Here is a 21,223-nt window from a genome sequence, read left to right as displayed (position 1 = left end):
ACGGTAACACCAGGTAACAGCCTGCCTGGATTGGGTAACAAAGGGTGATCCGGGCACCGACAGCGGCCGCCACTGGGCTACCCTGTAGTTCCAGCGTAAGTTGTAGGGCGCACCGATGAAGGTTGTGGTTCTTGCTGCATTACTGATGGTGGCGCAGGCGCCTGCGATACACGCCCAGGCCCTGCCTGCCGAGCTGGCCCAGCTGGGGATCATCGCCGGCATGCCTTACGCCAAGGCCAAGCGCCTGCTCGATGCGGCCGGCTGGCAGGCCCAGCCGATGCAGGGCGCGCCGGAATCGCTGGAAGGCTTTCCGGAAGTCGGATGCCAGAAAGGCGGAAAAGAGTGCGTCACGACCTTCGAAAAGGGCGATCAGCAGGTCGCGGTGCGGCTGGGCACTACCCTGGCAGGGCAGCCGTTCGTGCAGGGCGCTGACTGAGCGCCCCCTGCGCTCACGCCAGCGGCAGCCGGTCCAGCGCGTGCGACAGGCGATCATGCAGGTCGCGCACATGTTCGGCCTTGGCATGGGTCCGCGTGGTATCACCAAAGCTGCGCAGATAGGCGCAGGCCGCGAAGCCGGAACTCTTCTTCTCGTATTCGGCAATCCAGGCCAGGCGGTCCGGGTTGTTGGCCTGCTCGGTTGACCACGCGGCCACCGGCGGACGGATGCGGTGCTTCAGGCCGACGCGCCAGGGTTTGGGTGTCAGCCGTGCACGGAAGCAATGCTGCAACCGGCACATGCGCGCGTACAGGGTGTCGGCGCCCAGTGCCTTGAAGAACGCCTGCAGCTGTTCGTCCTCGGGTGGGAACGTGGCGTGCATGGCCAGCACGCGCAGTCCGGCCGGCGTCCGGTAGGCGCGCAGGTGCCAATCCGGATGCTGCTCGCTGAAGGTCGCGACCCGCTGCAGGGCCACACCCTCGGCGCCACCGGCCGCTGCCAGGCGGCGCCTGCGTTGCATCAGCAGCGCGGTATTCACCAGCACCACTGCCGCCACGCCCAGCACCAGTCCCACCAGCCAGTGCCAGAGCAGGGTACCAATGATGGCGCCGGCAAACAGCAGCACCGCCGCGATGAGGGCGGGCATCACGCACCCTGCCGGGGGCTGCGCGTGGTCGATGTCGGCGAACAGCACGTCCGGGGTGTTCAGGCACAGCGCACCGTAGCTGTTGCGGGTGATGATGACATCGCCGTCGCGCCGCACGATCTGCTCGCGGATCGGAACACCTTCCACACCGTAGTTGCTGCGCACCTCACGACGCGGCAGTGCCTGTCCGGCAAGGATGGCGTTGAGGGCTTCATTGGCACGCCGGTCGGCGTGCCCCTGGGCCTCGGCCGGGCCTTCGTCGGACCAGCCGAAGCGGCGCACGACCACCGGCCGGCCGCGGAAACGGGCCTGCAGGCGGGCTTCGGCCCAGTACGCGGGGACGATCATCATCGTGCGGTGCTCCATCATCCGTGGCAGGTGCCGAAGCGAGTCTGGCACAGCGCCGGAGCGGCCGCATCCGCCTGCTGCGGCGGGTCGGGCAGAGTGGTAGATTGCGCGCTTCGCATGCACTCCACCAAGGACGGAGCGATGTTCATGATCCTGCGCGGCCTGTTGGCCCTGGCCTGTACCGGGGCGGTTGGCATGGCCATGGCGGCGGAGCCGGCCGCGCCGCAAATCCTCACCGAGGATGTCACCCGCTTCTACGCGCTGTACGACACTGCCGGCGGCAAGCCCAGCGTTGCACAGCTGCGTGGATACATGGCCGAGGGCTCGGTGGGCCTGGCGGAGTTGGCCAAGGCGCGGCGGGTCACTCCCGAACGGATTGCCGAAGCCATGGTCGCCCAGCCCGAGCTGTACGCCCAGGGACTAAACTGCCTGGCCGAGCTGCCGATGGTGAAGCAGCGTCTGACGCACGTGTTCGCCAACCTGCGGGCGATCTACCCGCAGACCCGGTTCCCGCCGGTGACCATCGCGGTGGGCCGTGGCCGGCCGGTCGGGCTGACCTCGAAGAGTGGGGTGATCATCGGCCTGGAAGCGCTGTGTGCGGCGGATTTCATGAATCCCAATGTGCAGGACCGCTTCGTTCACGTGATCGCGCATGAGTACGTGCACATCCAGCAGACCGGGCTGACCGACTTCGAGCCGGGCGATCCGCATGCGACGGTACTGCGCGTGTCGCTGGGTGAGGGCATCGCCGAGTTCATCGCCGAACTGATTTCCGGCAACGTGGGCAATGGCCGCCATGCCGCGTGGACACGCGGCCGCGAAGTGCATATCGAAAGCGCGTTCGCACTCGACCTCGACAGCACCGACCTTTCGCCGTGGCTGTACAACTACACGCCCGGTTCGCAGGAGCCCTACGACCTGGGCTACTGGGTCGGTTACCGCATTGCCAAGGCCTACTACCTGCAGGCCAGGGACAAGCGTGACGCGGTGCGTGCGCTGATCCAGCAGGACAACCCGAAGACCATCCTGGCCGCCAGCGGCTGGACGCCGGGCATGTGGATGCCGGCGAAGGTGACCGGCGTGGCGGCGCGCACCGCTGCGCGCTGAGCCTTGTGCACAGCGCTAGACTGCGGGTCTGGTCATCTGGAGAATCCGCATGCGTGGATCCGTGCTGCTTGCCGGTGCAATCACCGTTGTCATGGCGCTGAGCACGCCACTGGAGGCGGCCGAACAGGCGGCGGTCAATCCGTTGCTGGTCAAGCCTGTTGAACGGCTGCGCCCGGACGAAGTGCGTTTCATGCAGCAGCAACTGGCCGACTGGCCGCAGCTGCAGCGTTATCGCGACGCCAACTCACAGCTGCCTACGGCAGTGCCCGGTCAACCACGCGTGGTGTTCTTCGGTGATTCGATTACCGAAGGTTGGGGCAGGGAAGGCAGCGCCTCGTTGTTTCCCGGCAGGGGCTGGCTCAACCGTGGCATCAGTGGCCAGACCACGGCGCAGATGCTGCTGCGTTTCCCGCAGGATGTGCTGGCGCTGAAGCCGCAGGTGGTGGTGATCCTGGCCGGTACCAATGACATTGCCGGCAACACCGGCCCGTCCACGCAGGCGATGATTGAGGACAACCTGCACGCGATGGTGGATCTGGCGCAAGTGCATGGCATCCGCGTGGTGCTGGCTTCGGTGCTGCCGGTCAGCGACTACCCCTGGTTGCCGGGCACGGCACCTGCGCCCAAGGTGCGTGCGTTGAACGCTGCCTTGAAGCGCTATGCCGATGCGAAGCAGCTGGTGTATCTGGACTACCACACGCCGATGGCCAATGCCGCTGGTGGCCTCGACCCGCAGCTGGCCGACGACGGCGTGCATCCCACTGCGAAGGGCTATGAAGTGATGGCGCCGTTGGCCGAGGCGGCGATCAAGCGCGCGCTGGATCAGGCAGACTCGCCAGCAACCACTCACCGAAACTGATCACCAGCGGATCTGCGGCGCTGTCCTCATGCACCAGCCAGCTCCAGCGTGGGCCGCGCACGCGTGCATCATCCAGGGCTTGCAGCAGGCCTTGTTCGCACGCACGCGCGCTCAGCAGTTCGCTGACCAGTGCGATGCCCAGCCCTTGGCAGGCTGCATCCAGCAGTTGCCCGGGCTCGGAGAAGTTCATGCCTTCGCGGCGCTGGCCCACGTCGGCGCCGCCCTGTACCTGCCACTGGCTCCAGTCCATCTCGCGCTCGCCATGCAGGGTGAGTCGTTCGTGCACAGGCGTGGCGAGCAGGGCCGGATGGCAGGCCGGATAGAGGCGATCCTGCAGCAGCACCCGATGCTGGCACTGCGCCTGTGAGTCGAGGTCATCACGCACCGCCACGTCCAGCGTCTGCGTGGTCATATCGGGTGCTTCCTCGCTTGTCAGCAGCCAGAGGTCGGCGCCGGGATTCAGGCGATGGAACTCCGCCAGGCGCGGCACCAGCCAATGGCGGGCAAAGGCCGGGCTGGTGTTGACGATCAATTGATTGGGTTTGCGGTATTGATCGAGCCGGCGGATGCCGCTGGCCAGCTGGCGCAGCAGGGACTGGGTGGTTTCCAGCAGATCAAGGCCGGCGTCGGTAAGGGTGACGCTGCGACCCTGGCGGAAGAACAACGGTTGCTGCAGGGCGTCTTCCAGGCCGCGGATCTGCTGGCTGATGGCCGATTGGCTCAGGTGCAGTTCCTCGGCGGCGCGATGGAAGCTGCCGAGCCGGGCGGCGGCTTCGAAGCCCCGCAGGGCGTTCAGGGGTGGCCAGTGCTTGAGCATTTCAGATAAGCAGAACTGTTCAGATGATGGCTGAATCTATCGTTTGTTCTTATGGATCGGCAAGCGCAGCATGGCGTCCATCCCACACCGGCCCTGGAGCCTGTCATGAGCAACCGTCGTCACTTCCTCACCCAGCTGGCGGGCGCCGCCGGTCTTGGCGGCCTGGCCGCCCTGGGTCTGGCCGGCCTGCCGGGTCGCGTGGCAGCGGCAGGTCCGGGCGCAGGCATCTGGCGCATGCCGGACGAGCACGGCCCGCAGGAGCGGGTGTTCCTGGCCTTCGCCGCGCAGCCGCGGGTATGGGGCGCGCAGGCCGATGCGGTGAACACTGCCGTGGCGCGGCTGGCGCGCACCATCGCCCGCCACCAGCCGGTCAGCGTGCTGTGCCGCCCGGCGCAATTGAAGCAGGCGCAGGATCGCTGCGGCCGCGACAACATCGAGTTCCTCGAGGTGCCGCTGGATGACATCTGGGTGCGCGACTACGGCGGCTGCTTCGTCACCAACGGCCGGGGCGGGTTGGGCCTGGTCGACTTCAACTTCAACGGCTGGGGTGGCAAGCAGAGCGCGCGCAACGATGGCGCGGTGGCGCCCTGGCTGGCGCAGGTGACCGGCGCGACGCTGCTGGAAAGTGACCTGGTGGGCGAGGGCGGCGGCATCGAAGTCGATGGCCACGGCACCGCCATCCTCACCGAGAGCTGCTGGGTGAACCGCAACCGCAACCCAGGCTGGTCGCGCGCGGACATCGAAGCCGAGCTGAAGCACCACCTCGGCCTGCGCAAGATCATCTGGCTGCCCGGCATCGCTGGCGAGGACATCACCGATGCACACGTGGACTTCTACGCGCGCTTCGTGCGTCCGGGTGTGGTGATCGCCAACCTCGACAACGATCCGGACTCCTATGATTACGACCTGACCCGCGAGCACCTGCAGATCCTGCGCGGGGCCAGCGATGCCGATGGCCGCCGCCTGCAGGTGCATACGCTGCCGCCGCCGCTGGACGGGCGCGACAACGTGCATACCCGCGACAACGACGATCTGGCGATGGGCTACATCAACTACCTGCCGATCAATGGCGCGGTGGTCGCGCCGCAGTTCGGTGATGACGCCGCCGACGGCTACTGCCAGGAGCTGCTGGAAGACCTGTATCCCGGCCGCGTGATCGAACAGGTGGACATTGATGCGATTGCCGGCGGCGGCGGCGGCATCCATTGCGTGACCAAGAACATGCCGAAGGTGGAGTGAGGGGCTTCAGGCGTCGTCCTGCTTCAACGCGGCATCGGCCGCCAGCAGTGCCTCGGCGGCCGCACTCAGTGGCGGCGACGGCGGGGCCACCACACCGATCGCTTCCATCATCTTCGGCATGCTGAGAAACTGGCGCGCGCGGCGGTCGTAGATACCGGTGACCAGCAGCGCGCGGGTGGCGATCTTCTGTTCGGCGCCGATCAGCACACGCTGCTCCATGATGCCGCGCGAGCCCACCCAGCCGACCAGCCGGGTTTCCAGGGTGAAGCGCTGGAACGGCTTCAGCTCGCGGCGGAACTGGATGGTGCCGGCGCCGACGATCGGCGCCCATTTCTCGCGCAGTGCCACCCGGCCCAGGCCCATGCGCAGGATCAGGTCCAGCCGGCCCAGGTCGAAGATGTTCCAGTAGCGGCCATTGGTCATGTGCAGGTTGCTGTCCAGGTCGTTGGGCAGCACCCGGAACTGCAGCCGCGAGACCCCGAACGGGGCGTCCAGCTTCGGCCGGAACAGGCTGCACAGCAGCAGGTGGAGCAGGCGGAACCAGAGATTCATGGCTATGACGACTGTTATAGAACGGCCGGTACGCTAATCTATGACGACTGTCTTAGCAAGGAGCCTGCCGTGAGCCCGCGACCCTCTGATGCGCCTCAACGCGTGATTGATGCCGCAGCACAGATGCTGGCGCGCGTGGGCCTCAATGCCACCAGCATCCGCGAGGTGACCAAGCTGGCCGAGGCGCCGCTGGGTTCCACCTATCACCATTTTCCCGGCGGCAAGCAGGAGCTGCTGGCGCGCGCCACCCACATGGCCGGCGACAAGGTGGAAGCGCTGCTGGTGGAGCTGCTGAAGGGCGGCGCGGTGCAGGGCCTGCAGCAGTTCCTGGCGATGTGGCGCGAGCGGCTGCTGCGCTCCGGCTACCGTGCCGGTTGCCCGGTGCTGGCCGCTGCGGTGGAGGAGCCAGTGGAGGCGATGCACAGCCAGCCCCGCGCGGCCGCCGCGGAGGTGTTCGCGCGCTGGCAGGGCCATCTGGCCTCCGCCTTCATTGCTGAAGGGCATGCGCCGGCCGCAGCGGGTGAGCTGGCCAGCCTGGTGATCGCCAGCGTGGAAGGCGCGGTGGCGATGTGCCGCGCGCTGCAGGACATCGCCCCGTTCGACCAGGTGGCCGCGCAGTTGCTGAAAGCCGTGGCGACGCCTTGATCCGGCCACACGGTCGCGGGAGACTCGGTGCTGGCCCTGACTGGACGTCGCCATGGACGAATCGCATTGCCGCCACCTGATCGAGCACTACCTGCAGGCCTACAACCGCTTCGACATCGACGCCATGCTGGCAGTGCTGGCGCACAACGTGCGCTTCGAAAACCATAGCGGCGGCCAGCTGACCTTGGTCACCGAAGGCATCGATGCCTTTGCTGAGCTGGCACGGCAATCGGCGCAGATGTTCCGCGAGCGGGAGCAGCAGTTGCTTGGGCTGACCTTCGAGGATGACGTGGCGTTGGCCAGCATTGGCTGGCGTGGCGTGTTCGCGCAGGACATTCCCGGCGGCCCCCGCGCAGGCGCGGAACTGGCACTGAAGGGGCGCAGCGAGTTCGCTTTCGAGGGCGGTCGCATCGTGCGGATCGTCGACCGCAGCTGAGGAGCGGCTGCGGTGGAATCCGCGCAACACCGCCTACGCGTGCGCGGCAAGGATGCCAGCATGCTGCATCAGGTTCTCAAGCGTCCATGCTGCACGATCCGCGGCACCCGGTGGCACCGGGCTGGGGGGCCCGGGCTGCTGCTGTTCTTTGCTATGGAGAGTGGCCCGGCCGGAATGTGGCTCAATCAAAGCGCCAGCGCACACCCGCATAGATGCCGCGGCCTTCGCCCGGCGTAGAGCGTGCTACATCCTTGCCGGCATCGTCATAGCCCGGCGTGACCGTGGCGGCGTAGTGGCGGTTGCCGATGTTGCGCATCTCCGCCCACGCCTGCCAGCGGCCATTGGGTGTGTCGTAACCGATGCGGCTGCCGAAGATCACATGGCTGTCGGCCCAGTAGCTGTTGGCGTAGTCCACCGCGATACGCGAGGCGTACTCGGTATTGAGCGCGGCGTACAGGCCGGAGGCGTGGTCGAAGCGCAGCTCGGCCTGGTAGCTGTGGCGCGGCAGGCCCGGCAGGAGGTTGCTGCCGAAGCGCGCATCGTGTCGGTACCGGAAATCGCTGAAGGTATACGCCTGGCGCAATGACAGGCGACCCGGCGCGGCCTGCCACAGCGTGCTGTCCAAGCCGGCCTCGATGCCACGGTGCACGGTCGGGCTGGCGTTGTTCTCGGCGATGAACAGGTTTGGCACCGGCTGCAGCTCCACGCTCAGCAGTTCGTGGTTCACGTGTGCGTAGTAGCCGGTCAGTTCCCAGCGGCCCAGCGCCGCATCGCCACGTGCGCCCAGCTCAAGCGTGGTGGCGGTCTGGTTCTGCATCGGCACCGGCGCGCGTTGGCGGCCGGTGGATGGGCCATTGCCCGACCCGAAGTACTGGTTCGAGCCCCAGATCATCGACCACGGGTGCGGTGCCTCCACCGAGCGGCTGAGGTTGCCGAACCACTGCGTCTGCGCGCTGTGCTGCCAGGTGAAGCCCAGTCGAGGCGCGTAGTCCCAGTCGTGGTCGCGCAGGCGGCCGCCACTGCTCGGCCAGGTCACCTCCACATCACGGCGGGTGTTGATCAGCGCCAGTCCGGTCTGCAGGCGCAGGCGGTCGTTCAACGTGAGGGTGTTGCTGACGTGCAGGGTGCTGTCGGTGCCGTGGTGGCTAAAGTCACGCGTGCGCGTGCCAGCGGCATAGCCATTGTTGGCAAAGCGCAGCGACTCGCGCACGTCGGCGTCCAGGTCGTGGGTGACGCGCAGGCCAACGTTGGTTTCGCTGTCCAGGCCGAACAGCCGGTGGCGGTGGCGATAGTCCAGCGTGGCATTGAGGTTGGCGTAGTCCAGCTGCTGGCGGTACAGGCTCTCGTTCAAGTCCATCGGGTACTTGTGATAGACCAGCCCGGCCTGCAGCGAGGAATCCTCATCGATCTGCAGCGTGGTGACATTGCCCACCCACGTGCTGCCCGGCTGCGGGCGGCGCGCATCAATGGCCAGGTTGGCCGGGTTCGCCGCACGCGGGTCGTTGCGGATCTGGTCGCGGGTCAGGCGCCCGGGCGTCTCGTGATTGGTTTCGCGGTAGCGAACGAAGAAGCGCGTCTGCAGGTCGGGCGTGATCTGCCAGCCGATGTTGGCCATCGCGCCCTTGCCGTCGCCACGGGCATGGTACTGGTAACCGTCGAATTCGGTATCGGTGTAGGCCAGGAAGTAGTCGACATCGCCACTGACACCCCCCCAGCTGATCCCGCGCTTCTGGTAGCCACGGCTGCCGGCTTCGTAATGCAGTTGCACGCCCGCCGAATCGCGGCCGCTGCGGCTGACGTAGTCGATGGCACCGCCGAGTGCCAGCGCGCCACGCTCGAAACCGTTGGCCCCGCGCAGCACTTCCACGCGCGACAGCCACAGCGGTTCCAGCAGCTCGTAGGGCGTGCCGCCCGGTCCGGTCAACGGCAGGCCATCGATCGACACGGCAATACCCGAGGCGTGCGCGCCCGGGCCGCGGTTGATGCCGGAGCCGCGGATGGAGACCTTGGTGCCCTCGTTGCCCGGCGATTGCACGCTGATACCCGGCTGGTAGGCCAGCACATCGGCGCTGCTGGACAGTCGGCTGTCGGCCTTGGCCACATCGATGACGTTGCTGGCGCCGGGCACGCGCTTCAACGCCTCGCGTGCCTGGGCGCTGGCATCGGCGGCGGTGACTTGCACCGCATCCAGCGTGGTGGCCTGCGGGGCGGCGTGGGCGGTAGCGGCGAGGCCGAGAGAAACGGCCAGGAACAGTGGCGACGGAGTGGGGCGGTACGACGAGAGCGACATGCGGGACTGCTGTAAACCACGAAAGTGGCGCGCAAGTTAACAGGTCGCGCGCGCCGCGTCACCCATCGGCGGCGTATGGCCGCCCGCGCACTTGTAGAGTCGAGCTTGCTCGACTGCTCTTTCGCACTTGTAGAGTCGAGCTTGCTCGACTGCTCTTTCGCACTTGTAGCGTCGAGCCGTGCTCGACTCCGATGCAGAGAAGCAGTCGAGCAAGCTCGTCTCTACAATCGGTTTACGGTGAAGGCTTCGCCAGCGCCTTGGCCTTCGCATACAGCCGATCAGACGTTTCCTTCTCGCCCAGCGCCGCATGGCACTCGGCGAGGCTGTCCCAGGTATTGGCCGAATCCGGATACAGCTCGGTATTGAGGGTGAACACCTTCAGCGCCTTGCGCGCGCCCAGACTCCCGCGGATGGCATAGCCGCTCGCATTGATCGCACGCTCCCGTTCGTTGCCCGTAATCCGCGTGTCGTCGCGCAACCAGGCCCGCATCGCCTGCGCGGCGCCGGCATCATCATCCTGTGCATAGGCGATCAGTCGCTCCGACAGCACCGCATGCGGAAACTCGACAGGTGCGGCCACCGCCATCGTGCTCTCCACCAACGTGCTCGACCACACATTGCGCGCGCTGCCATTGGTCAGGTACACGAACACCCAGTAGCCACTGGCCAGCGTGTCCTTGTAGGCCAGCCGCACCCGTACGCGGGTGCCACCATCGTGACCGACCTGGGTGTAGTCGTCGCTGTGCGTGGTGTCCCAACCAGTGGAGAAAAAGTTGCTGCCGCCACCGCTCAGCTTCTGCGGCTGCCATAGTTTTTCCAGCGTCGCCGTGCGTACCAGCTTTCCGGTCGCCAGCGCCTGCAGGAAACGGTTCATGTCGCCCACGGTGGTCTGCAGATCGGCATGGCCCCAGCCGTAGTTCGGCCACGGATCTTCGTTGGCGGGCTGCAATGTGCCGTCCTCGCCGATGTACGGCACCGCCGCGCGCTGCGCCGGTACGCTGGCTGCGCCCCATGAAGTGCTGGTCATCTTCAGCGGCTGCAGGATGCGTTCGCGCGCGATGGCCGGGTAGGGCTTGCGGTAGTGCGCTTCCAGCAGCGCCGTCAGCACCAGGTAGTTGGCTTGGGTGTATTGCACGCGGCTGCCGGTGGCGAATATGAGTGGTGCTGCACCGGCCACCTTCAGCGCCGAGGCGAGATCGGGTGCCATGCCGTCATAGCCCTTGCTGATCCAGTGGCCGTCGCGGCGGTCGGCGTACTCGCCAATGCCGGAACTGTGGTTGAGAAAATCGCGCACGGAGATCGCCTGCCATGCCGACGGCAAGTCCGGAACATAGCGGCTGGCGGGTGCATCCAGGTCCACCTTGCCCTGTTCCACCAGCTGCATCACCAGCGTGCTGGTCAGCAGTTTGGCCACCGACTGCGAGGCGAAGATGGTATCGACGGTGGCAGGCGCATGCGTGGCCGGGTCGCGTTCACCGCTGGCGCCCTGGTAGAGCACCTTCCCGTTGTGCGCGACCAGTACTGCCTGGCCGGCAATACCGTAGCGTTCGCGGTTGGCCTGCAGTTGGGCGTCGAGCCGGGAAGAAAGGCCGGTAGGGACGTCACGCGCCGAGGCGGGCAGGGCGATGGCCAGGGCGCAGAGCAATGCAGCAACAAGGGTGCGGTACATCGCGGTGATCCGTCAGCGGCGATGGCGCATCTTGGTCACGGCGGGAGATCGGGTCAAGAGCACCGATTCCCGCATCAGGGAGAGCCGGCCAGCGGCCGGCACTACCACACCTGCCAGGGCGGAACGTGCCCGGTAGTGCCGGCCGCTGGCCGGCACCCCTGCGATCAGCCCAGGATTCCCGGCAGATCCAGTCCCTTTTCCTTCGCGCAGTCAATCGCGATCTCATAGCCGGCATCGGCATGGCGCATCACGCCGGTGGCCGGGTCGTTCCACAGCACGCGGCCGATACGCTTGGCCGCCGCATCGGTGCCGTCGCAGACGATCACCATGCCGGCGTGCTGCGAGAAGCCCATGCCGACGCCGCCGCCGTGATGCAGCGACACCCAGGTGGCGCCGCTGGCGGTGTTGAGCAGGGCGTTCAGCAGTGGCCAGTCGGACACTGCATCGGAGCCGTCGGCCATGGCTTCGGTTTCGCGGTTCGGCGATGCCACGCTGCCGCTGTCCAAGTGGTCACGGCCGATCACCACCGGCGCCTTCAGTTCGCCGTTGGCGACCATCTCGTTGAAGGCCAGGCCGAGGCGATCACGGTCGCCCAGGCCGACCCAGCAGATGCGCGCCGGCAGGCCCTGGAACTTGATCTTCTCGGCGGCCATGTCCAGCCAGCGATGCAGGTGCGGGTTGTCCGGAATCAGTTCCTTCACCTTGGCATCGGTCTTGGCGATGTCTTCCGGGTCACCGCTCAATGCCGCCCAGCGGAATGGGCCGATGCCGCGGCAGAACAGCGGACGGATATAGGCCGGCACGAAACCGGGGAAGTCGAACGCGTTCTCCACGCCTTCTTCCAGCGCCATCTGCCGCAGGTTGTTGCCGTAGTCCACGGTCGGCACGCCCAGCGCGTGGAAGCCGAGCATGGCGCGGATGTGGTTGGCCATCGACGCGCGTGCAGCCTTCTCCACTTCCTTGGGAGCGGATACGCGCTTGTCGTCCCACTGCTCGACGGTCCAGCCCTGCGGCAGGTAGCCGTTCACCGGGTCGTGCGCGGAGGTCTGGTCGGTCAGCAGGTCGGGCTTCACGCCGCGCTTGAGCAGTTCGGCCAACACATCGGCGACGTTGCCGAGCAGGCCTACCGACTTGGGCGTACCGGCCTTGCACGATTCGTCGATCAGGCGCAGCGCTTCGTCTAGGTTGTCGGTCCAGGTATCCAGGTAACCGGTGCGCAGGCGCATGTCGATGCTGCTCTTGCGGCACTCGACGGCCAGGCACGAGGCGCCGGCCATCACCGCGGCCAGCGGCTGCGCGCCGCCCATGCCGCCCAGGCCGCCGGTGAACAGCCACTTGCCGGTCAGGTCGCCACCGAAGTGCTGGCGGCCCATCTCCACGAAGGTCTCGTAGGTGCCCTGCACGATGCCCTGCGCGCCGATGTAGATCCAGCTGCCGGCGGTCATCTGGCCGTACATGGCCAGGCCCTTCTTATCCAGCTCGTTGAAGTGGTCCCAGTTGGCCCAGCGCGGCACCAGGTTGGAATTGGCGATCAGCACGCGCGGTGCGTCGGCGTGGGTGCGGAACACGCCCACCGGCTTGCCCGACTGCACCAGCAGGGTCTGGTCGTCGTCCAGGCGCTTGAGCGTTTCGACGATCGCATCGAAGCTCTCCCAATCGCGCGCGGCGCGGCCGATGCCGCCGTACACCACCAGTTCCTGCGGCCGTTCGGCCACGTCCGGGTGCAGGTTGTTCATCAGCATGCGCAGCGGCGCTTCGGTCAGCCAGCTTTTGGCGTTGAGCGTGGTGCCGGTCGGCGCGGCAATGGTGCGGGACGGGTCGTTGCGGGTCATGCGGCGCTCCGGTTCGTTGCGAATTCAAGGCAGGCATTGAGCACCTGCGCCAGGGTGTGGCGCAGCGGTGCGGCGTGGTCGGGGTCGAGCGGGGTGGGCCAACTGTGTTCGTCCACCTGGTCGGGCAGCGGCTCGTGCATGTAGCCGCGGCAGGCCAGTTCCATCTGCAGGCTGTGCACGCCGCCGGCGACGTTGCTGTAGTGGCGTGTGATCCAGCCGCCCTTGAAGCGGCCGTTGCGCACCTGGCTCATGCCACTGATTTTCAGCAGGTTCTCCACTACATCGCTCAACGCGTTGTCGCAGGAGGTGTCCGGTGCGCCGGAGGGGCCGGCGGTGCCCAGGTTGAACTGCGGCAGTTCGCCGTCGAACAGGTGTGGAATGTGCGAGCGGATCGAGTGCGCGTCGTACACCACCACGGTGCCATGGCGTGCGCGCAGGCGGGTGATCTGCGCGGCCAGCGCATCGTGGTAAGGCAGGAAATAGGTATCGCGGCGGCGCGCGATTTCCGCGTCATCCGGTTCGCGCCCGGCGTGGTACAGCGGCTGGTTGTCGAAGGTTGTCAGCGGGCACAGGCCGGTGGTGTTCTGGCCCGGGTACAGCGAGACACCGCTGGGATCACGATTGAGATCGATCACCGAACGTGAGATCGCCGAGCGCACGGTGGTTGCGCCCATGCCACGCACGAAGTCGTACAACTCGTGCACCCACCAGTCGGCATCGCGGCGTGCCAACCACGGCGAGTGGTAGTGGCCGATCAGGTCATGCGGCAGCTCGCTGCCGGTATGCGGGAAGCTGACGATGAGGGGGGCGTCGCCCTCGTGCACGGTCAGCCATTCGGGATGGGCATTCATGCCTGCGGTTCCACGGTCGGCAACAGATCGCTCAGGCCCTGCGCCAGCGCGCCGCTGCGCACCAGGTTCGTGGCGGTCACCATGTCCGGGTGGAAGTAGCGATCTTCTTCCAGCGTCGGCACCTGTGCGCGCAGGGTGGCGCGCACGCTTTCCAGCGCGATGCTGGAGCGCAGCGGGGCGTGGAAGTCGCAGCCCTGCGCGGCGGCCAGCAGCTCGATGCCGATCACGTTGGCCGCGTTCTCAGCCATCTGCATCAGGCGGCGCGCGCCGTGCGCGGCCATCGACACATGGTCTTCCTGGTTGGCCGAGGTCGGGATCGAATCAACACTGGCGGGGTAGGCGCGCTGCTTGTTTTCCGAGACCAGCGCGGCGGCGGTGACCTGCGGAATCATGAAGCCGGAATTCAGCCCCGGGCGCGGGGTCAGGAACGCCGGCAGGCCGGACAGCGCCGGGTCGACCAGCATGGCCAGGCGGCGCTCGCTGATCGAACCGATCTCGCACACCGCCATCGCCAGCATGTCGGCGGCAAAGGCGACCGGCTCGGCGTGGAAGTTGCCACCGGAAAGGGCTTCGCCGGTGTCGGTGAACACCAGCGGATTGTCGGACACGCCATTGGCTTCGATTTCCAGCGTGGTCGCGGCCTGGCGCAGGATGTCCAGTGCGGCGCCCATCACCTGCGGCTGGCAGCGCAGGCAGTACGGGTCCTGCACGCGCACGTCGTTGTCACGGTGCGATTCGCGGATGTCCGAGCCCTGCATCAGCGTGCGCAGCGTGGCAGCGGTGGCGATCTGCCCGCGCTGCCCACGGATGGCGTGGATGCGCGGATCGAACGGCGTATCGGAGCCCTTGGCCGCTTCCACCGACAGCGCACCGGTGACCAGCGCGGCCTGGAACACGGTCTCGATTTCGAACAGGCCGGCCAGCGCATAGGCGGTGGAGAACTGGGTGCCGTTGAGCAACGCCAGGCCTTCCTTCGCGCCCAGTTCGATCGGCTGCAGACCGGCGCGTGCCAGAGCATCGACGGCCGGCAGGCGTTCGTCGCCGATGAAGGCTTCGCCCACGCCCAGCATCACGCTGGCCAGGTGCGAGAGCGGTGCCAGGTCGCCTGATGCGCCCACCGAGCCCTGTGCCGGCACCACCGGCAGCACGCCCTTGACCAGCATCGCTTCCAGCAGCAGCAGGGTGTCCTCGCGGATGCCCGAAGCACCCTGCGCCAGGCTGACCAGCTTCAGCGCCATCATCAGGCGCACCACGCTGGCCGGCATTGGCTCGCCGACGCCTGCCGCGTGCGAGAGCACGATGTTCCGCTGCAGTGTGGCCAGGTCCTCGCGCTCGATGCGCACGCTGGCCAGCTTGCCGAAGCCGGTGTTGATGCCATAGACCGGCGCGCCCTTGGCGACGATGGCGGCCACGGCTGCGGCACTGGCACGTACCACCGGCAGCGCGGCCGCGTCCAGTGCCAGCGGCGCGCCGCGATAGACCTGCCGCCACTGGGCGAGAGTGACGTGGCCGGGGCGAAGAACCAGGGTGTTGCTCATGTGTTGCTCCAGGAGGCAGGCAGGTCGGGCTGTCCGCGCACCACGCGCGCGTGCAGCGGGTTGAATCCAATGCGATAGACCAGGTCGGCGGGGGCGTCGATGTCCCAGATCGCCAGGTCGCAGTCCATGCCCACGGCCAGTCGGCCGATACGGTTGCCATGGCCCAGTGCACGCGCCGCTTCACGGGTGAAGCCGGCGATGCACTCGTCCACGGTCAGGCGGAACAGGGTGGCGCCCATGTTCATCGCCAGCAGCGGGCTGGTCAGGGGCGAGGTGCCCGGGTTGCTGTCGGTGGCCAGCGCCAGCGGCACCCCGGCCGCACGCAGCGCCGCGATCGGCGGCAGGGTGGTATCGCGGGTGAAATAGAAGGCGCCGGGCAGCAGCACTGCGACGGTGCCGGCGGCGGCCATTGCCGCGATGCCGGCGTCATCGAGGTGTTCGATATGGTCGGCCGAGAGTGCACCGAAGCCGGCCGCCAGTTCGGCGCCATGCTGGTTGCTCAGCTGCTCGGCATGGATCTTCACCGCCAGCCCGTGGGCACGTGCCGCCTCGAACACCTGCCGCGCCTGTGCGGGCGAGAAGGCGATGTTCTCGCAGAACACGTCCACCGCTTCGGCCAGGCCTTCGGCGGCGATGGTCGGAATCATCACGTTGCACACCTCGTCGGTGTACTCCTGTGCCTCGCGGCCCGGCGGGATGGCATGTGCGCCGAGGAAGGTGGTCACCACGTTGACCCGGCATTCCTCGCCCAGCGCACGCGCCACCTGCAACTGCTTGCGTTCGTCGGGCAGGGTCAGGCCGTAGCCGGATTTGATCTCGAGCGTGGTCACGCCTTCGGCGCGCATCGCCAGCAGGCGTGGGCGGCTTTCGCGGGCCAGCTGTTCCGGCGTGGCGGCGCGGGTGGCGCGTACGGTGGAGACGATGCCGCCGCCGGCACGGGCGATCTCCGCATAGCTGACGCCCTGCAGGCGCTGCTCGAACTCGTTGGCGCGGTTGCCGGCGTAGACCAGATGGGTGTGGCAGTCGATCAGTCCCGGCGAGATCCAGCGGCCTTCGCCGTCGATGCGGGTGGTCGGTTGCAGGTGGGCATCGCTGCCGGCGGTGCCGACATGGACGATGCGTCCGTCGGCGCAGGCCAGCACGCCATCGCGGATGACGCCCAGGCCGTCGCCGTCGAGGGTGATCAGGTGGACGTTGGACCAGAGAGTATCGACGTGCATGGCATCCACAACGCGGCTGTGCTTATATGTCTATACAATATAGGCGTCCATTTCGGGTTGTCCAGCCATGTCCGATTCGCGTTCCCCCCACAGATTCCATGCCGCCCACGCCCTGCTGGCCGGGGGCTGGGCCCGCGATGTCCAGCTGCAGGTGCAGGACGGCCGCATCACGGACATCCGCGCGGGCCAGGGTACGCAGCCGGGCGATACCCGGGTCGGCATCCTGGTGCCGGGCCTGCCCAACCTGCACAGCCACGCGTTCCAGCGCGGCATGGCCGGCCTGACCGAGATCGGCGGCGGTGACGGCGACAGTTTCTGGAGCTGGCGCGAGCTGATGTACCGCTTCCTGGCCCACCTGCGCCCGGACGCGGTGCAGGCCATCGCCGCCCAGGCCTATATGGAAATGCTGGAAAGTGGTTTCACCCGCGTTGGCGAATTCCACTATCTGCACCACGACGCCGACGGCCGCCCGTATGCCAACCGTGCCGAGATGAGCGCGCGGATTGCGGCGGCGGCCGAGCAGACCGGCATCGGCCTGACCCTGTTGCCGGTGTTCTATGCCCATGCCGATTTTGGCGGTGCGGCGCCGAATCCCGCGCAGCGTCGCTTGATCCACGATGTGGACGGCTTCGCGCAGCTGTTGGAGGCCGCCAAGCCGGCATTGGACGCGCTGCCCGATGCGGTGCTCGGCATCGCGCCGCACAGTCTGCGTGCAGTCACGGGCGAGGAACTGGGTGCATTGTTGCCGCTCACCGAAGGCCCGGTGCACATTCACATCGCCGAACAGGTGCGCGAAGTCGAGGCCTGCCTGGCCTGGAGCGGCCAGCGCCCGGTGCAGTGGCTGTATAACCATGTGCCGGTGGACGCGCGCTGGTGCCTGGTGCATGCCACCCACATCACCGACGACGAGCGCGCAGCCATTGTGGCCAGCCAGGCCGTGGCCGGCCTGTGCCCGATCACCGAGGCCAACCTGGGCGATGGCCTGTTCCCGATGCAGGCGTTCGCACGCGAAGGCGGTCGCTTCGGCGTCGGTTCCGATTCCAATGTGCTGATCGACGTGGCTGAAGAACTGCGCCTGCTCGAGTACGGCCAGCGCCTGACCCTGCGCGGGCGCAATGTGCTGGCCCCGGATGCCACCCGCAGCACCGGTCGCTTCCTGTTCGAGGGCGCACTGCACGGCGGTGCGCAGGCGCTGGGCGTGGCCGCCGGACTGCAGGTCGGTGCCAGTGCCGACCTGGTTGAACTGGACGCTGCGCATCCCGCGCTGCAGGCGCGACAGGACGACGCATGGCTTGACAGCTGGGTGTTCGCCGCACGTAATGGCGCGCTGCGATCGGTCTGGCGCCATGGCCGCCAGTACGTGGCCGACGGCCGCCACCTGCAGCGCGAGGCGATCACCACCGCCTTCGCCGCCGCACTGAAGGGCGTGCTGGGCTGATCGCCCCCGCCACCGAGACCCCATTACGTGAAGGCCAGCAAGTCCGCCACGCTCAACCAGCGTATCCGCAGCGATCTGGAAAGCCGCATCCTCAGCGGAGAGTGGGCGCCGGGCTTCCGTATTCCGTACGAGCACGAGCTGATGGAGCAGTACGGTTGCTCGCGGATGACGGTGAACAAGGTGCTGACCGCACTGGCCGAGAGCGGCATGATCGAGCGCCGCCGTCGCGCCGGCTCGTTCGTGGCGCGGCAGCCGCCGCACCTGGAGCAGGTGGCGCTGGAGATCCCCGATATCGCGATGGAGGTCGGCTCGCGCGGCCATCAGTATGGCTACCGCCTGCTGCGACGTGAACTGCGCCTGGCCGACGCCGGCAATGCCGGTGAAGTGGAGCTGGCCGGGCAGCAGAAGCTGCTGGCGATGCGCTGCCTGCACCTGGCCGATGGTCGCCCGCTGGCGCTGGAACACCGCTTGATCAGTCCGGTGGGCGTGCCCGAGGTGCTGGAGGTCGATTTCAACACCACCGCACCGGGCAGCTGGCTGCTGCAGAACGTGTCATGGACCCGGGCCCAGCACCGCATCAGTGCCTGGGGCGCGGACAGCGCCACGGCCAAGCTGCTGGACGTGAAGCCCGGCACCGCCTGCCTGGTGATCGAGCGCCTGACCTGGCGCGGTGAACAGCCGATCACCCGCGTGCGGCAGGTGTTCCTGGGCGACGCCTGGGATCTGGTGGCGCGCTTTGCGCCTGGGGCGCGCTAGGGGGCCATCCACGCATGGCGTGGATCTACTGGTGCGGAACGGCTGTCGCCTTGAACTCTGTCGGGGCGTGTGTACGATGTGTATCGTCCCTGCATGAAGAGCAGGGAGCTCATCCGGGATCTGGAAGCGGCAGGTTGGACCTGTCGGCGGATTCGCGGATCCCATCATGTATTCGTGCACCCGCAGTGCCCTCACATCATCACCGTGCCTCATCCAAGGAAGGATCTGGGAAAGGGGCTGGTGCTGGCGTTGCGGAAGCTCGCAGGGCTGACGTAGGAGGTCCCATGCGCTATCCAGTCTTGATCGAGGCAGGCGATGAACGTACCGCGTGGGGCGTCGTCGTTCCGGATCTGCCCGGGTGCTTCTCGGCGGCCGACACGCTTGATGATGCGCTCAGCGCTGCGGAAGAGGCTGCGCTTGCCTGGATCGACGCGGCCCTGGATGACGGGCGCTCGATTCCGACACCTTCCGCACCCCAGAAGATCGCCGCCGAGGCATCAAGGGACACCCGCTGGATTCTTGCCTACATCTGCATTGACCCGGCGCTGCTGGACGACACCATCGAGCGGGTCAACATCAGCCTGCCACGCCGGATCCTGGCGAGACTGGATGCACAGGCAAGAGCGGCGGGTGAATCGCGTTCCAGTTACATCGCCCATCTGGCTGCATTGGGCTGAGCAGGCGCGATGTAGAGCCGAGCCATGCTCGGCTGCTGTTGCGCGACGCGCGATGAGTCGAGCGTGGCTCGACTCTGCAGGTGGCATCCACGCATGGCGTGGATCTGCCGGATTCGCCCATCAATACGTAGCGCACTGCCGCCAGCGCACCGGCTCATCCACGCCGGGGCGGGCATTGAGCTGGATGCGCACGTTGCGCAGAGCGGGGTAGTGCAGCACTTCCTCGCAGACCCGTGGCCACACCGCGTCCAGTTCACCAGTGCGGTTGATCGCCAGGGTCTGCCGGGTCAGCCACACGCCGCTGGCAATGCCGGGCTTGCCGGCGAGGGCACGGGCGAGCTCGGCCTGGTAGCGATCCAGGGTGGCCGCATCCGGGTTCGGATTGCGGCGCGCGTCAGTATCCGAGGGGGTCGGTGCAGTGGCCGGCGCTGCCGCAGCCGGGGCCGGCTCGGTTGCGGGTGCGACCGCAGGCGCCGCCGCTATCGGTGCAGTTGCAACAGGTCTGGCCTCTTCCATGTGCAGCCCCTGCAGGCCCAGGCCGACCAGCAACCCGAGCGTGACCGAGCCCAGTGCGGCTATGGCGATCCGGCGCAGCGCCTCATGCCTGGCGCTGGCGCGCACGCGCGCTTCGATGTCGCCCGGCAGGTAGGGTTGCAGCAGTGGCCACAGGCGTGGGCCGTCCAGCACTTCAACCGCCTGCTTTTCCGCAGCACTGCGGCCATCGCGTTCGATCCGGCCCTCGGTCAGCAGCACACCGCCCCTGGCGCCGGCCAGGCGTGCAGCCGCGCCCAGTTCATTCACCGCGGCGGTGCCGATGCGGTAGGCCAGGCCATGCTTGCATGACACCAGCCACTGGTTCGGGCCGTCGCTGAGCAGGAAATCACTGCTCGGCTCGCGGGATTCCTCGGAAGGGTCATTCAGTTCGCGCAGGCCACGCTGCTCGCGCAGCATGCGCTTGACCAGTACCGAGAATTCGCGCCAGTGCATGCCGGCCAGGGCCTGCAGGCCGAGTTGCATCTCCTTCTGCCGCCGCTTGATCCACCACAGATAGACAACGGCAAGGGAACAGCTAAACAGGGCCGACAGCAGGGCCAGGATCCAGGGGAGCATGCAGGAGGTGCGCGGAGGGGACGAGTGCGGAAGACGACAGTGTAAAGGTCGTATCGCGCCGCTGGGTCAGGAGGTTCCTGACAGGAAACGTGACGGCGCACGCAGATTCGGCATACGGCGGACACGAAAAACCCGCCAATCCTGAAGCCGTGAGGGGAGGGAACAAACGGCAGCCGAAGCGATTGGCGGGTTGCTCGCGATTGTCAATCAAAATTTATTGCATTGCAACAATGGCGGTCAGGGCACGCTGTCCGGTGACTGATGGCTGCCCGGGGCGGGAGCGTCGCCGCCGGAGGCGGCGCGGTTCTCCAGCTTGGCCAGGCGCGCATGCAGGGCATCAATGCGGGCTTCCAGCGCCGTCACTTCGTCGGCGGTGGGTACATGCAGGCGCTTGAGGACGCCCTGCACCTGGTCGTCGAAGGCCTTTTCGACCTTGTTCCAGGTGCCGGAGGCCTTTTCGCGGGCTTCGTCCAGCGACGATTCCACGTTGTCACGCCAGCCCGGGCCCTGCTCGCCGCTGCGTTCACGGCGGCGCGACTCCCAGGCCTCGCCTTCCTTCACCAGGCCATCAAAGAAACGGCTGCCTTCGGCCTGGGCACGTCCGAGTGCGCCAAGGCCGGCCAGCCAGACCTGCTGGGCCGAGTCGCTCAGCTTGCGCGAGAAGCGCTCGGCCTGGTCACCGAAAGAGGCGTCGTCGTCGCGGCGGTCGTCGTTTTCGTAGCGGTTCATCGCACTTCCCGTGGGAGTTGGGCCTGTC

The 21,223-nt window shown here is 67.3% G+C and carries 21 protein-coding genes; 10 read left to right on the top strand and 11 right to left on the bottom strand.

The genetic code is table 11. The annotated features are described in order from the left end of the window. Window positions 1-115 precede the first annotated feature (115 nt). Window positions 116-436, top strand: a complete 321-nt coding sequence (locus tag VN11_RS14055) for a hypothetical protein (protein ID WP_053450199.1) — start codon at window positions 116-118, stop codon at window positions 434-436. 13 nt (window positions 437-449) lie between these two features. Here VN11_RS14055 and VN11_RS14050 read toward each other — a convergent pair whose 3' ends face one another. Continuing rightward, on the bottom strand, window positions 450-1,433 hold the full coding sequence (locus tag VN11_RS14050; RefSeq protein WP_053450198.1) for a hypothetical protein: 984 nt from the start codon (window positions 1,431-1,433) through the stop codon (window positions 450-452). A gap of 138 nt (window positions 1,434-1,571) precedes the next feature. Between VN11_RS14050 and VN11_RS14045 the strand changes: the two genes are divergently transcribed. Then, window positions 1,572-2,537, top strand: a complete 966-nt coding sequence (locus tag VN11_RS14045; RefSeq protein WP_053450197.1) for a DUF2268 domain-containing putative Zn-dependent protease — start codon at window positions 1,572-1,574, stop codon at window positions 2,535-2,537. A 49-nt stretch (window positions 2,538-2,586) separates the two neighbouring features. Next, window positions 2,587-3,396 carry an SGNH/GDSL hydrolase family protein gene (locus tag VN11_RS14040; protein ID WP_053450196.1) on the top strand — a complete coding sequence of 270 codons (810 nt, stop codon included), beginning with the start codon at window positions 2,587-2,589 and terminating at the stop codon, window positions 3,394-3,396. On the opposite strand, the gene VN11_RS14035 is transcribed toward VN11_RS14040, so the two are convergent. Continuing rightward, a complete protein-coding gene (locus VN11_RS14035; RefSeq protein WP_053450195.1) occupies window positions 3,344-4,213 on the bottom strand; it encodes a LysR family transcriptional regulator in 870 nt (289 codons plus the stop codon). The two genes, VN11_RS14040 and VN11_RS14035, sit on opposite strands and share 53 nt — an antisense overlap. Before the next feature lie 105 nt (window positions 4,214-4,318). On the opposite strand from VN11_RS14035, the gene VN11_RS14030 reads away from it, so the two are divergent. After that, complete coding sequence (locus VN11_RS14030) at window positions 4,319-5,452, top strand: agmatine deiminase family protein (RefSeq protein ID WP_053450194.1); 1,134 nt, start codon at window positions 4,319-4,321, stop codon at window positions 5,450-5,452. A 6-nt stretch (window positions 5,453-5,458) separates the two neighbouring features. Here VN11_RS14030 and VN11_RS14025 read toward each other — a convergent pair whose 3' ends face one another. Next, window positions 5,459-6,004, bottom strand: a complete 546-nt coding sequence (locus VN11_RS14025; RefSeq protein ID WP_053450193.1) for a thioesterase family protein — start codon at window positions 6,002-6,004, stop codon at window positions 5,459-5,461. Window positions 6,005-6,073: 69 nt separating this feature from the next. Between VN11_RS14025 and VN11_RS14020 the strand changes: the two genes are divergently transcribed. Both VN11_RS14020 and VN11_RS14015 read left to right on the top strand, forming a co-directional pair. Next, window positions 6,074-6,649: a TetR/AcrR family transcriptional regulator gene (locus VN11_RS14020; protein ID WP_053450192.1), complete on the top strand. Its 576-nt coding sequence runs from the start codon at window positions 6,074-6,076 to the stop codon at window positions 6,647-6,649. A gap of 52 nt (window positions 6,650-6,701) precedes the next feature. Then, window positions 6,702-7,085, top strand: coding sequence for a nuclear transport factor 2 family protein (locus VN11_RS14015; RefSeq protein ID WP_053450191.1), 384 nt, complete (start codon window positions 6,702-6,704; stop codon window positions 7,083-7,085). A 181-nt stretch (window positions 7,086-7,266) separates the two neighbouring features. On the opposite strand, the gene VN11_RS14010 is transcribed toward VN11_RS14015, so the two are convergent. From VN11_RS14010 to hutI, 6 genes are all read right to left on the bottom strand, one after another. Next, window positions 7,267-9,375: a TonB-dependent receptor family protein gene (locus VN11_RS14010; RefSeq protein WP_053450190.1), complete on the bottom strand. Its 2,109-nt coding sequence runs from the start codon at window positions 9,373-9,375 to the stop codon at window positions 7,267-7,269. 232 nt (window positions 9,376-9,607) lie between these two features. Further along, window positions 9,608-11,044 carry a serine hydrolase domain-containing protein gene (locus VN11_RS14005; protein WP_053450189.1) on the bottom strand — a complete coding sequence of 479 codons (1,437 nt, stop codon included), beginning with the start codon at window positions 11,042-11,044 and terminating at the stop codon, window positions 9,608-9,610. 164 nt (window positions 11,045-11,208) lie between these two features. Continuing rightward, window positions 11,209-12,876: a urocanate hydratase gene (gene hutU, locus VN11_RS14000; RefSeq protein WP_053450188.1), complete on the bottom strand. Its 1,668-nt coding sequence runs from the start codon at window positions 12,874-12,876 to the stop codon at window positions 11,209-11,211. After that, the gene (gene hutG / locus VN11_RS13995; RefSeq protein ID WP_053450187.1) at window positions 12,873-13,727 is read right to left on the bottom strand and encodes an N-formylglutamate deformylase; all 855 of its coding nucleotides are present in this window, start codon (window positions 13,725-13,727) and stop codon (window positions 12,873-12,875) included. Before hutG ends, hutU begins: the two co-directional genes overlap by 4 nt. After that, window positions 13,724-15,265: a histidine ammonia-lyase gene (hutH, locus tag VN11_RS13990; RefSeq protein WP_053450186.1), complete on the bottom strand. Its 1,542-nt coding sequence runs from the start codon at window positions 15,263-15,265 to the stop codon at window positions 13,724-13,726. Before hutH ends, hutG begins: the two co-directional genes overlap by 4 nt. After that, window positions 15,262-16,485: an imidazolonepropionase gene (gene hutI, locus VN11_RS13985; protein ID WP_053451346.1), complete on the bottom strand. Its 1,224-nt coding sequence runs from the start codon at window positions 16,483-16,485 to the stop codon at window positions 15,262-15,264. Before hutI ends, hutH begins: the two co-directional genes overlap by 4 nt. Before the next feature lie 67 nt (window positions 16,486-16,552). On the opposite strand from hutI, the gene VN11_RS13980 reads away from it, so the two are divergent. The 4 genes from VN11_RS13980 (at window position 16,553) to VN11_RS13970 (ending at window position 19,356) form a co-directional block, all read left to right on the top strand. Further along, window positions 16,553-17,923, top strand: a complete 1,371-nt coding sequence (locus VN11_RS13980) for a formimidoylglutamate deiminase (RefSeq protein ID WP_053450185.1) — start codon at window positions 16,553-16,555, stop codon at window positions 17,921-17,923. A gap of 27 nt (window positions 17,924-17,950) precedes the next feature. Then, window positions 17,951-18,679 carry a histidine utilization repressor gene (gene hutC / locus VN11_RS13975; protein ID WP_053450184.1) on the top strand — a complete coding sequence of 243 codons (729 nt, stop codon included), beginning with the start codon at window positions 17,951-17,953 and terminating at the stop codon, window positions 18,677-18,679. A gap of 93 nt (window positions 18,680-18,772) precedes the next feature. Next, window positions 18,773-18,955, top strand: a complete 183-nt coding sequence (locus VN11_RS21890) for a type II toxin-antitoxin system HicA family toxin (RefSeq protein WP_080375008.1) — start codon at window positions 18,773-18,775, stop codon at window positions 18,953-18,955. 8 nt (window positions 18,956-18,963) lie between these two features. After that, complete coding sequence (locus tag VN11_RS13970) at window positions 18,964-19,356, top strand: type II toxin-antitoxin system HicB family antitoxin (protein ID WP_053450183.1); 393 nt, start codon at window positions 18,964-18,966, stop codon at window positions 19,354-19,356. 120 nt (window positions 19,357-19,476) lie between these two features. On the opposite strand, the gene VN11_RS13965 is transcribed toward VN11_RS13970, so the two are convergent. Together VN11_RS13965 and VN11_RS13960 are read right to left on the bottom strand one after the other, a co-directional pair. Next, window positions 19,477-20,466, bottom strand: coding sequence for a restriction endonuclease (locus VN11_RS13965; protein WP_053450182.1), 990 nt, complete (start codon window positions 20,464-20,466; stop codon window positions 19,477-19,479). Window positions 20,467-20,703: 237 nt separating this feature from the next. Continuing rightward, window positions 20,704-21,195: a phasin family protein gene (locus VN11_RS13960; RefSeq protein ID WP_053450181.1), complete on the bottom strand. Its 492-nt coding sequence runs from the start codon at window positions 21,193-21,195 to the stop codon at window positions 20,704-20,706. Between the last annotated feature and the right edge of the window lie 28 nt (window positions 21,196-21,223).

The organism is Stenotrophomonas maltophilia, from assembly GCF_001274595.1.
Lineage (GTDB): Bacteria > Pseudomonadota > Gammaproteobacteria > Xanthomonadales > Xanthomonadaceae > Stenotrophomonas > Stenotrophomonas forensis.
The sequence above is the reverse complement of the archived record's forward strand: the minus strand, read 5'-3'. Positions and strand labels throughout refer to the sequence as shown.